We start from the raw sequence: 12,218 nt of genomic DNA on the forward strand, positions 1-12,218 counted from the left end.
CCCTGTGTGCGACGGTTTCAGGCTGGTTCGCTTCCAAAATGGCACCTTGCCTATTTCGTCTGTATAGGGGCATGCGCCTCTTGTCTTGCGCTGCCCGGTCACAGCCCCGCTTAAAATAGCACTCATCCCGGGGCCAATCTGAATTCAGCGATGGCGGCTTTCCACCAGGCGGTGCACACACAATCGCTCGCGTGTATCGAAGAGGCGTCTCGTACACAGGGCGACGGCAGCAAATGTACCAAAACCGGTGCCTGCGGCAATGGTGAACAAAATCAATATCTGGTATTTCACTGCGATGGTGGGGGAGGTGCCCGCCAGTATTTGCCCCGTCATCATGCCCGGCAGAAAAACTATACCCGCAGCGGCCATGGAATTGATCGTTGGCATCATGCCCGCCCGCATGGCGTCGCGGCGGAATTCAATGCAGGCCCTGCCCCAGGTCTCCCCCAGCATCAGGCGATTCTCGATAATTTCCCGCGAGCGCCACACGCTCTCTGTGAGGCGGTCCAGCCCGAGCGCGATGCCTGTCATGGTATTGCCGAGCAACAAGCCGAGCAGGGGAATAGAGTACTGGGGCTGGTACCAGGGTTGTGGCCCGATCAGCACCACCAGGCTCAGTATGGTGACACTAAAGGCGGAGATCAGCATAGACAGCGTGCCGATGGCAAAACTCCAGCCGCCAGCCAGGCGATACTTCTGTCGTGACACCACCTGCTGGCCGGCAAACAGTAACATTGCCACACCCAGCAGGCTCACCCACAACAGGTTGCCCAGGGCGAACAGGGCTTCCAAAACCACACCCACCAGTGCCAGTTGTATTGCCGTACGTGCCGCCGCGATCAAAAGCGGCCTGCTGAGCTGCAATCGGGCCATGTGGGTACAGGCTGCCAGAGCCACTACCAGCGCTGCTGCCAGAGCCAGTTGCCACCAGGCCAGGTCGATTACATTCACAAAGGTATCTCCTGTTCTTTCACGCGTTTGTCCTCAATAGCAAAATACCGGTTCGCCACCCGGCGGATCTGTGCCGGGCTGTGGGCCACCCAGATCACCGGGTACTGTTTTTCCCGAATCACCTCCAGCAAAAAGGCCTCGGTTTTCAAGGTGGAGTCTTCATCAAGATTGGCCGTGGGTTCATCCAGCAGCAAAGCCCGCGGCTCGTAGGAGAGAGCCCGCACCAGTGCCAGGCGCTGTTTTTCCCCGGTGGAGAGTTTTGCCATCTGCCAACCGTCTGCCTCTTCGGGAAAGCCCAGCGCAAGAAGTGCCTGGGGCATGGGTTTGGCCAGGTGTGCACCGGCTGTCTCATACCACCAGGCGCTTTGCGCCGGTACCAGCATAACCTGCCTGCGCCAGCAGTGGCCCGGCATTGAATCCTGTTTCCTGTTGTCAAGACTGGCACTGCCACTGTGTGGCTCCAGATCGGCGATGGCGCGCAGTAGACGGCTTTTGCCGGAGCCCGAGGGCCCCGACAGGCACAGGACTTCCCCCGCTTTGACGGTAAGATCTACCCTGTTAAGAATATCGATACCAAGATTGGTTGTGTTTAGAGAAAGCATAGATTTAGTAGACACAAATAGTTTCAGATAATCAAACAATGTAGTTGAATACTGCAAAATGCTTGTAACTCATCTGGTGTTCAACTAAGCCCGACAAGTCTTGCCTGGCTGTCGCACTTGTAACATTCGAGAGTTTTACGTGGTAGTTTGCATCTCAAAACTTGTAACAGGCTGTGGTGAGTTACAGCATTGTTACATACCACTTTAATTTGATAAAAAGCACTATCTGTTCTGCGGTAGCCTAACGTCAAATAGGGCTCTTAAATTTTTTATACAATTGAATTGAACTGGAAGAAGCGTTTTTAATTGAAGCCACTCATCGAGTTGAGTCCTGCCAACTCTCAAATGCCTACTGCAATACCCAGCGTATGAATCCGGCCAAGAATACCGGAGCCCGGTACCTTATTGGTCCACCTCCCAATAGCGGTTGTCAGAATTCTGTTGCAGGAAGAGTTTTGACATTGAATGTTTGTGTGATTTAAACAGGCACACAAGGTCAAAACATACAGATAATTTTTCATAATGGCATGTTGTTGATTTAGCAAGAAAGGTTGTGATATAAGAATTGATTATAGGATCAATGCCAAAAAATTGAATTTCGCTAAAAATAATAAAAATTCTTTGTATAAGGGTGGCGCTTTAAGTGAATCCTGTTAAAGGAGTTTTGGCATGTATGTAACTTTATGTAATATGACGATATTGTGACTGCGAAGCCTGAACCACATTGTGGTTCACGGGCTAGCTTGCCAGGCAGGTCATAGCTTTTGCTTTTTTCCTTGAATATAGCGCTTAAAAAGTAAACCGCCTGGCGGCTAGTGTGAAGAATCTACAAGGAAGGAATTAAGATAGAGTTTGCCACTGAACACCGCAACAAGCTGGCCCAGCGTCGTTCACTGGATCAATTCAGTCGACGAGTGAGAGAACTGCGCAAACGGCGCGAGGATATTTCGCGTAAGGCCAAGCAGCTAAAGCTGGATGTGATTCAGAATCGGGTCAATGTGGTGTTGGCTAAAGCGTTACAGAAATAGATGTAACACGGATTTTTATAAATTGATCACACCAGTTAGGGGTGCATATGAAGGCGAATGTGCAATTGATCACTCCTTCTATATAGTACGCTAAGATTCGCACAAAATTTTTTGACTGAGGCCGCTAAAACTACACTAATAGTATTTTGAAAGTTGGTTGAATTTATATAAGGATTGTTAGAATATGGACAGGGCCGTTATTCGATTTATTTTTATTATAATTTTAGTGTTTTCAAACTTGGTACTTTCCTCCGCATCTTCATCTCCATCACCGCCAGATTTTCAATGTAGAGGCGCTGCGCCACCAGTCATGGGGTTTGTAATATTGCCGACATCGGACACAGATGGAAGTTATGAATTAAGACATTTTTGCCGGATTTTTATTATTCTTGGTCTTGCAGTGAGATAAGGGTTGAAGAAAGCATAGACGACGGCAGTTACGTACTTTTTAATACAGTCTATCCATCAAAAAGCCTAAACTTTTTTGGGCAAGATTCTGCAGTGTATCAATATAGAATAAAGCATTTTTACACTGGGGATTTTAACGGAAGTGAGTGGATCTATTCCAACGAAATTAAGGTCGTCAGAAAACCAAATAGACCGAATACAATCAGCTTTTCCAACAATGAAAGTGATGCAGACAGGGATGGTGTATTTAATCTTAACTGGGTTGCCTCAAGTACATCGCCAAAAGTCACCGGATACCAAGTCTCTCAGTGCAAGGGTTCCTGTAGCAGTAGCAGCGGTTAGTTTTAGATAATCAAACAATGTAGTTGAATATTGCAAAATGCTTGTAACTCATCTGGTATTCAAGTAAGCCCAACAAGTCTTGCTTGATTGTCGTGCTTGAAATGTTGGAGAGTTTTACAGAGAGTGTAAATTAAATTATGTAACTACCTATGCCTCCGTACTATGAGCCTTAGAATGCCATGAGCAAAACCAGGTCGCATAAGCGGTATGCACTCCAAAGTTGAATCCGCGAAGCCATTCGCACTACTGATAACAAGACATGGAAGAGGCGGAGATGTTTAGTCAATGGATAAACCGAATGGACGCACAAATGGAAGATGCATAAAAGTACCTAATTACCACTCTTGCTAAGCCATACTCAACTGTATATAAATACAGCTATCTTATTGATCTACAAGGGGGTCCGCCATGGCCCGCAACAAAGTACAGATTCAGAAAGGTATCAGTCTGACTGAGTTCCTCAAGCAGTACGGTACAGAGGAGCAGTGCTTCGACGCACTTCATCGCTGGCGGTGGCCGGAGGGCTTCCGCTGCCCTCATTGCGGCCACAATCAGTGCTGCCAACTGTCCTACAGGAAACTACAGCAGTGCAACCGATGCCATCGACAGACTTCAATCACCGCCGGCACCATATTTGACTCCAGCAAACTACCTCTCACCGTCTGGTTTCAGGCCATCTACCTCATCACCCAAGACAAGAAGGGCATCTCCAGTATGAACCTGGCCCGTCGCCTGGGAATCTCCTACAACGCCGCTTGGCGCACGAAACAGAAACTCATGCAGGTAATGGTGGAGCGAGACCAGCAGTACAAGCTATCTGGCTTCATCGAGTTGGACGATGCCTATCTCGGCGGTGAGCGTACCGGATGCAAGCCGGGACGCGGCGCTGAGAGTAAGACGCCTTTCGTGGCTGCGGTTGAAACTACGAAGGAAGGGCAGCCCACCCGGATCAAACTCTCTGTAGTGCAAGGCTTCCGAAACACTGAAATCGCCGCTTGGAGCAAGCGTTACCTAAGCAAAGGCAGTATCGTTATCTCGGATGGTCTGGCGTGCTTCAATGCTGTTACTGAGGCCGGCTGCGACCACGACAAGATCGTCTGCGGTGGTGGCCGCGCCTCCGTTGAGGAGCCCGAGTTCTACTGGGTGAACACGGTACTCGGCAATTTAAAAAGCGCGTTGCGCAGTACCTACCATGCGATACGACCGAAATATGCACAGCGCTACCTGGCGGAGTTCCAATATCGTTTTAACCGCAGGTTCGACCTGTGTGCACTTATTCCCCGGCTTGTCTACGTTTCTCTCCGGACGCCACCAATGCCGGAAAGATTACTGAAACTTAGCTTAGATGGTAATTAGGTATAAGTATGAAAAAGAATGAAATATCTGTTCAGTGAATTTAAGAAATAAAATTAATTGCGGTCGTACTCCAGAGTGACGTAGGTTGGATAAGCAAAGGCGCTGCCCGACATTGTGAGGATGCTCAAAATTCTGTGCCAGCTGAGTAGCCTAATATATTTTTCCAGGAGATTTGAGAAGTGAATTGTCAACTACGGTGCCGAATGCGCAGTGTAAAGCGGTTCCGGCGCACTGCGCGAAGTATCTATCAGCGGTAAGGAATTTATACTTCACCTCGTGGGGGCGTGCTGTCTAGTTCGCACCGCATATACACAGGATATTTACTTTTCCCCAAAAATCACTGGAATTAATTGCAACACTAACTTTATGAACTAATCAAATTTTGTCGGTATTGTCATATATGTCTATTTAGTATCAAGTGGCCATATGATCTAAAGAAAGTTGATGCCAGCTTGTAAAATTAAGTCGTTGTATTGGCGTGATATTGATTTAAATGAAGAAGTTGTGTTATAAGCTTTAGTTATATGGATAACAGGAAAATAATTACACCTCTTTAATCAAATAATTAACACATAGGTAAACCACCGCCTTTGGCGGTGAGACTTGACAGGGCTCTGCCGTTCAGTCGTGCAGGGTAGAGAATATGGCCTCCCATGAACCGGCAAGTTCTATAAGGAGGCCATATGAGAGATTGGCAGAGCCAAGCTCACGTCAAGCATTATTGCAGGTATCACATAGTATTTGTGCCGAAGTATCGAAAAAAGGCGATATTCGGGACCTTACGCAGAGAAATTGGAACGATATTCCGTGATCTTTGCCGCCAAGCAGGAGTTGAGCTGGTAGAGGGCTATGCAATGCGGGATCACATCCACATGCTGTTGATGATCCCACCGAAGTTCAGCGTGGCTAATACAGTAGGACTTCTGAAGGGTAAGTCGGCGATTCGAATATTTCGTGAGTACTTGCAGGTGAAGAGAAATTTCACCGGTAGACATTTCTGGGCCAGAGGCTACTGCGTAAGCACAGTTGGCTTAGATGGCAGATGGTTCGAGAGTACATTAAGAATCAAGAAAGTGAGGAGCGCCGCCAGGAGCAGATGAGACTGGAGGGGCTGTAACATAGCCCCCTCTGGGGGCTTTCATCATACCACCCGCTCTGCGGGTGGTTACTGATTTTTATTTTTTGAGAAGACAACAAGAATTAATTTATTTGTTGCTATGAAATTCGCTCTAATAAACAGGGATTATGATGATTCCCAGGATGTAGGGTAATCTTTTGCCTGGCGATAAATTTGTGGGCAGTGCTTGTCGCGCTTCATTCTTTGTATTCATCCATGTTAAGTGGCACGACTGTTTCAGATTATTCTGGGGATCAAATTTGATCTTTTATATATTTCTATAAATAGTAGATAAGTGGGAAAAGTATGGATAGAAGTTTAAGGTTAACAGGTTGGCTGGCTGTTATTGGGGTTCTTTCCTTGATTAGCTTACCGGAGCGAGCCTTGGCCCGGTGCGGGCGTATATTTGAACCTGGAAAAAATACAATAAAATGCCAAGTTGAATTGCCGCAATTTTTTACACTTAGTTACACGAACAGACAGGCCACTTTGCGCTGGACAGCCTATGACCTTGAGCATGTATTATTAGATAGGAGGCATGAAGATTATTCTATTGTGCAAGTCCTTAATGGAGTGGAAACAACTCTTGACCGGAATCCGCCCTTAACAGGGTCTAGGGTCGTGAATTTAACGGCTGACGGTGCTTATTCTTTATGCTACAGGGGGACTGGGCTAAGTGGCTCTATTAGGAGTGGTCGTCCCGGCAACGTGGCAACCAAAGAAGTTTGCCGTGCTGTTGCTGTCACCTCGACACCCACAACCTTAAACTATCCGAGTACTGATCTGGACGGCGCCTTTACCATTAGCTGGTCTGCCCGTCCCGGTGCTAATCGCTATGAACTCTATCGCCGTCTCAATGGTGGTGCCTGGAGCCGGATTTATAATAGCAGTGGCACCAGTTTTAATGAGAGTGGACGCTCTGCAGGCAGTTATCAGTATCGTGTGCGGGCCTGTACTCCTGATATGTGCAGTGATTACAAAACGGGAGGAACGATCGTTGTTGGGCCACCGCCAGTTCCCGGCTCAATCAGCGTACCCGGCTATGTATCTTCCAGCAGTGCCAGTCTGAGCTGGGCCGCCAGTAGCGGCGCCACCCGCTACGAACTGCAGCAGCGCAAAGATGGCGGCAGCTGGTCCAGCAATATTTACTCCGGCGGTGCCACCAGTACCGATGTTAACAATCTGGAGCACGGCAGTGTCTACCGTTTCAGGGTGCGTGCCTGCGCCACCTTCTGCTCTTCTTTCCGGGAGAGCGGCAATCTGGAGGTATATTTTCGCCCCGGTGTGCCCAGCCCCAGTGTCTCTCCCGGCAATAGCCCCGATGGCAAATACACCGTAAGCTGGAACAGCAAGGCATTTGCCACCCGCTATCAACTTGTCAACGAGGGCGGCACTGTGGTGTATAACGGGGCCGGCTTGAGCAAAGGCTTTGAAGATATTGCCAACGGCACCTACCGCTACAAGGTGCGCGCCTGCAATGCCAAAAACACCTGCTCAGCCTACTCCTCCCTGGTTGCGGTAACGGTGGATCGGGATGTGAGCAAGCCGGTGCTATCGATTTCCCAGCCAACACCGAATATCAGCGGCAAGCTGACACTAACCTGGACAAAAATCACCAAGGGTGGGCTCAGTGTTAACTACAGGGTGATAGATAGCGGCAATAACCAGGTCTATCTGGGTACGGCGCTTAGCCACCAGCTCAATAATTTAAGTGATGGTCGCCACTGCTACCGGGTGCGGGCGGAAACCGCAACGGATCAATCCGGCTATTCACCGGAAGCCTGTGCCACCGTGGCCCTGTTGCAGCCGCCGGTGTCCCCGAGTTATATCACGCTGCCGTCCTCCACCGGTGAGGCCTACACGGTCAGCTGGCCGGCAGCCGACAGGGCTGACAGTTATGATCTACAGCAGCGGTTGAATGGTGGCAGCTGGAAAACGGTGTACAGCGGCGCCAGTCGCAATTATAGCTATAGTGCCACGCCACTGGTGTACGGCACCCATGACTACCGTGTGCAGGCTGTGAACCAGGCGGGTGCATCGGCCTACAGCGATGTCTATAGCGTGACTTTGGAACTGGATCCGACGGTGCAGATTCGCAAGCAGCTCTACTACAACGAGGCCGATACTGTTCCGGCGGCACAGGAAAATCCGGCGCAGGGTATCTTCTCGCGGGACAAGGCCGCATTCCGTTACCTGGATTTGATGTATATCGTCGACGCCAACACCAATACGGTGATCAACCGCTTTGCCAGTGGCGAGCCGACAGCAGCGTTTTCCTCCCTGTATGGTGTTGCCGAGCGCAACCGCGCCACAGCGGTGGAAGCCTTTATTTTCGAGCAGCTAACACACTTCCCGGACAATGAAAACCTGCAGCGTTTCACCCTGGATGTCTACTACGATCGCGCGGTGGCGGAGATGATCCTGGCCAATGAAGCCCTGGACAAAGCCCGCATCAGCCGCTTGCGCAACGAAGCGGTGAGTGTCGAGGTTGGGCATATCGAAGCTGCACACCAGCTGCTGGATGACGCCCTGGAGCAGTACAACTCGCTGCTGCAGTATGCCCCGGAGTTCCTGGCCCAGTGGGGGCCCGGGCGGGGTCAAATCAGCCCGCGTTACTATGACCCCAACGACCTGGCGCAGAAAGACGTGACCCCGGCGGAGCGGCTGTTTACCGGCTACAAGGATGTCACCATGCTGTATCAGTTGATGGGCAGGCTGGCCTCTACCAAGGTAGAGCAAGCGCGCCTGGCGGTAGTGGCGGGGCAGACCAATACCACAATACTGGCGCAGATGATCGAGAAGATGAATACGCTGCGCAGTGACCTAGTGGCCAGGGAGCAGTCTCTGCGCGGAATTTTCCCGAACACCGATTTTACCCAGGTTTCGGGGTTTTCCGGTCTTCCAGAAGCGGTTTCTGCCTGGCAAAGCTACATGCGTGATTTGGAAAATGCGATAAGCTGGCTGACGGGAGAAGCCAATATTCTGGGTCTACCCCAGGATGCGGTGCTGTTGGTACAGGGCTACGGCATTGACGGCAATACCGAGTTTGATTCCTTTAACGCACTGAGTGATTTCCTCGGCAATGACAGCAGTGGCCCTATCGCCACAGCACAGAGCAGCCTGGCTGCGGCGAGAACCAGTTACGACACCTACCGTCACAGCGCCGACACCCTGGCCACAGAGTACACCGATCGCCACCAGCAACTGGGTAACTGGTTATTTAGTTTGCTGGGCTGGGAATTTCCGGAAAGCTGTTTTAGCCAAGACTGTATCATCGCTGAAGAGTCTGCGCAGGAAGGTAGTGAGATCTCGCTGCAGGCGAACAATATCGATATTGCGCAGATCGCCCTGGATCGCAATCTGCAGCGTATGGAGGATCTGCTCGCTGCGATCGAAATCGAAATTGAGCGGCGTGCGGAGGAAGAGGAGATTGTCGACTGGCAATCGGCAATTATCTTGGATTATGGTGCCCAACAGGTTTTCATTTCAGAGCAGATCACTAAGATCAAGAAAGAAGCCGAGCAGTCCAGGCGGAGATTAAGCATTTTCAAATCTGTTGTTAATGTGACAAAAAGCATCTTGCCCGTGAAAAATGGTGGGAGTGGGGGCTCTGTTACTGATTCCTTGCTGGACGCGGCAATCACTATTGCCGAGCATAATATCAATATAAAGAGTATTAAAAAGATAGGTAAATTAGAGGCGGAGAGCATTCGCTTGGCTGCAGAGGAGCGCGCAGCGCTGAATGACAGTACCAACCGGCTGCTGGATGTGGAAAGTAAAGCGCGGGTGCGCACCATGTGGCTGGAGGCCAACACCATCGCCCTGGATATCGCCCAGGCGGAAGCGACGGTTGAACAGGAAGTGGAACGCCTGGCGGGTATGCTCAACCAGGCGCAGCGGGTGACAAACCAGATATTTACCGCCAACAGCAACCTGGCGGAGCGCTACTTTGCCGATCCGATCCACGGCAGCCGCCTGACCACGGAGATGCTGCGTGCCGAGCGGCACTTTGAAGAGGCACAGAAGTGGCTGTTCTACGCTGCCAGCGCGCTGGAATACAAATGGCAGGAGCCCTTTGTGGGCCCGGTTAGCCGGGGCAGGAAAGAGGCGGTGTATACCCTGCGCAACGCGGAGGAACTGCGGGATTTCCACAGTGAAATGCTGTCTTTCGACCAGCTGCGCAATCTCAGCGGCACCCAGCAGGCCACGGACACCTTTTCCATCAAGGACCATGTGTTCGGTTATGTGGATGCCATCGGGGGTATCGCGCAAACCTATCCCCACCCGGACCCGGCCCGGCAGGATGGCCCGCGCCTGAGTCCGCAGGCGGCATTCCATGAAAAGCTGCGCCTGCTGTCGCGCAACTTCGGCAGCGATGTCTGGGTAACGGTGGAGTTCAGTACCGTGAAAGAACTGCCGCGCAGCAATTTCTTCCTCGGCCCGGTGGTGGCGGGCACGGACGATTTGGCCTGCCTGGCTACCGGGGGTACTTATCTGGACAAGATAGAGACCATTGGACTCAATATTCCCCTGAGCTACTCCAGCAGCAATGAGAGTGAAGCGCCGGCCTTCCTGACCTATGGCGGTACCAGTGTGGTGCGCAGCAAGACACCGGGCAGCCTGGTGGTGAATGAAGACGGTGTGGGTATTGCGGATGAGCTGGTGACCTATAGCACGCGTTTCTGGAATACCGTGGAGGGTTCGCAGCTGGCATTCCGTGACAGTTACCGGGTATCCATGGCGGCGGACCTGGATGTGCTGAGCAGTGAGCCCGGTTCCAGTTCCACTGTGACCAGTGTTTTTAAAGAACGCAGTGTGGCCGCCACCGGCTGGCGGCTATCGATCAAGCTGGCGGATCGCTTTGGCCCGCTGGTGGACATTACTGCGATGCAGGATATAGAGCTGATTTTTAATCACCGCTACATTTCCAGGAACTTCGACACCTGTGACGATGACGGTCCTGGCGGCCCGCTGCTGCTGCGCAAGACTGCTCCGCTGCGCAAGGCAACTCCGGAGTGATGGGTTAAGCCTGTATCTCCTGTTCCAAACAGGGTGGGTCCGGCAATCAAGCAGGTCTTCTTTCGCCTGTTTGATTGCCGCAACCACCATGCTCGCAGAACAATATAGGCATACTGATAGAAAGTGTATGGAGTGATCTCAAAAGTAATGCTCCAAAAATCTATTTCATGCGCATTACCCAGTTCCATGCCGATTTTAATCAGTTGAAAAATTCTAACTGCTTTGCAGTGGAGTAATGTCTCTTGTGACACAGGTTTTTCACAGAGTTAAATTACTCTGAAATAAATGTATTTAAACTGATGCCACTCATTGAGTTGAATTCTGCCAGATTTTAAATTCTTCTTGCAATACCGAGAGTATTCATCCGGCTAAGGATATTGGATCCCGGTAGAATATTGGTTCATCTCTTCAATAGCGAGTATCAGAAGTCTGTTGCAAGAAAATTTCTGAAATTAAATATTTGTGCAATTCAAGGAGGTATAAAAGTCAACTTATATAGGTAAGTTTTCGCAGTGGAATGTTGTTGATTCAGTAAGAAAAGTTGTGATATAAAAATTAGCTATAGGGGCAATGCCAAAAAATTAAATCCATTAAAGCTAATAAAAATTCTTCGTGTAATGGTGACGCTTTGAGTGAAGTGTACAAAAAGGAGTTTTGGTATGCTTGTAACTTTTTGTGGTATGGCGATGCTGTGACTGCGAAGCCTGAACCGCATTGTGGTTTAGGCTAGTCCAAAAGGGAGACTCTCCAGATTTTCCGGGGAGGCACGCGAAGTTTGAAAGGTCAGGAAGTCCCTAAGTAACTCCAATGTGTGAGCCGCCAAGCAACACACAAAGAAGTCACCATGAGACAAGTGGACAGTTTAAGTCATACGAAATGGGAGTGTAAGTACCATATAGTTTTTATCCTAAAGTATCGTAGAAAGGTACTATTTGGACAGATGCGCAGAGAGTTGCCCATGGTATTCCACCAGTTGTCCGGGCAAAAGGAGAGCCTGATTGAGGCGGGGCACGTAATGCCGAATCATGTCCATATGATGATATCTATTCCGCCCAAATATGCTATCTCCCAGGTGGTGGGATATATCAAAGGGAAAAGTGCTATTTACATTGCGAGGACCTACTCTGGCCGGCATAGAAGTTATGTAGGGCAACACTTCTGGGCGAGAGGTTACTTTGTGTCCACCGTTGGTCGTGATCAGAATGTGATCTGGGGGAGTATTCGTCATCAGGAGAAGGAAGATCGGCGAGTAGAGCAACTGAACTTGGTATGAAGATATAGGCAGCCCCCTTTGGGGGCTCAAGGAACGCTAGTTTCGTACAAACTGTTTTGAGCGGTTCACGATTAAAGCCATCGGTTTTGCCGGTGGAAATTTACTTTGCCAGGTAGACCATC

The 12,218-nt window shown here is 50.2% G+C and carries 5 protein-coding genes and 1 pseudogene; 4 read left to right on the plus strand and 2 right to left on the minus strand.

The window, feature by feature from the left end:
• Positions 1–144: 144 nt before the first annotated feature.
• Together M8T91_RS02550 and M8T91_RS02555 are read right to left on the minus strand one after the other, a co-directional pair.
• Positions 145–951 (minus strand): ABC transporter permease, encoded by an 807-nt coding sequence (locus M8T91_RS02550; RefSeq protein WP_301416521.1) that lies wholly within the window; start codon positions 949–951, stop codon positions 145–147.
• Positions 948–1,568, minus strand: a complete 621-nt coding sequence (locus M8T91_RS02555; protein WP_301416523.1) for an ABC transporter ATP-binding protein — start codon at positions 1,566–1,568, stop codon at positions 948–950. The genes M8T91_RS02550 and M8T91_RS02555 overlap by 4 nt, the downstream gene beginning before the upstream one ends.
• Before the next feature lie 2,171 nt (positions 1,569–3,739).
• Here M8T91_RS02555 and M8T91_RS02560 point away from each other — a divergent pair.
• The 4 genes and pseudogenes from M8T91_RS02560 to tnpA (M8T91_RS02575) all read left to right on the plus strand — a co-directional run bounded on the left by M8T91_RS02560 (position 3,740) and on the right by tnpA (M8T91_RS02575) (position 12,096).
• Positions 3,740–4,687, plus strand: a complete 948-nt coding sequence (locus tag M8T91_RS02560) for an IS1595 family transposase (RefSeq protein ID WP_301416525.1) — start codon at positions 3,740–3,742, stop codon at positions 4,685–4,687.
• A gap of 683 nt (positions 4,688–5,370) precedes the next feature.
• Positions 5,371–5,804 (plus strand): annotated as a pseudogene (tnpA, locus tag M8T91_RS02565) (IS200/IS605 family transposase).
• Between the two features lie 708 nt (positions 5,805–6,512).
• Positions 6,513–10,823, plus strand: coding sequence for a fibronectin type III domain-containing protein (locus M8T91_RS02570; protein WP_301416528.1), 4,311 nt, complete (start codon positions 6,513–6,515; stop codon positions 10,821–10,823).
• Between the two features lie 844 nt (positions 10,824–11,667).
• Positions 11,668–12,096, plus strand: coding sequence for an IS200/IS605 family transposase (tnpA, locus tag M8T91_RS02575; protein ID WP_301416530.1), 429 nt, complete (start codon positions 11,668–11,670; stop codon positions 12,094–12,096).
• Positions 12,097–12,218: the final 122 nt, after the last annotated feature.

It is taken from the genome of Microbulbifer sp. MI-G (genome assembly GCF_030440425.1).
Lineage (GTDB): Bacteria > Pseudomonadota > Gammaproteobacteria > Pseudomonadales > Cellvibrionaceae > Microbulbifer > Microbulbifer spongiae.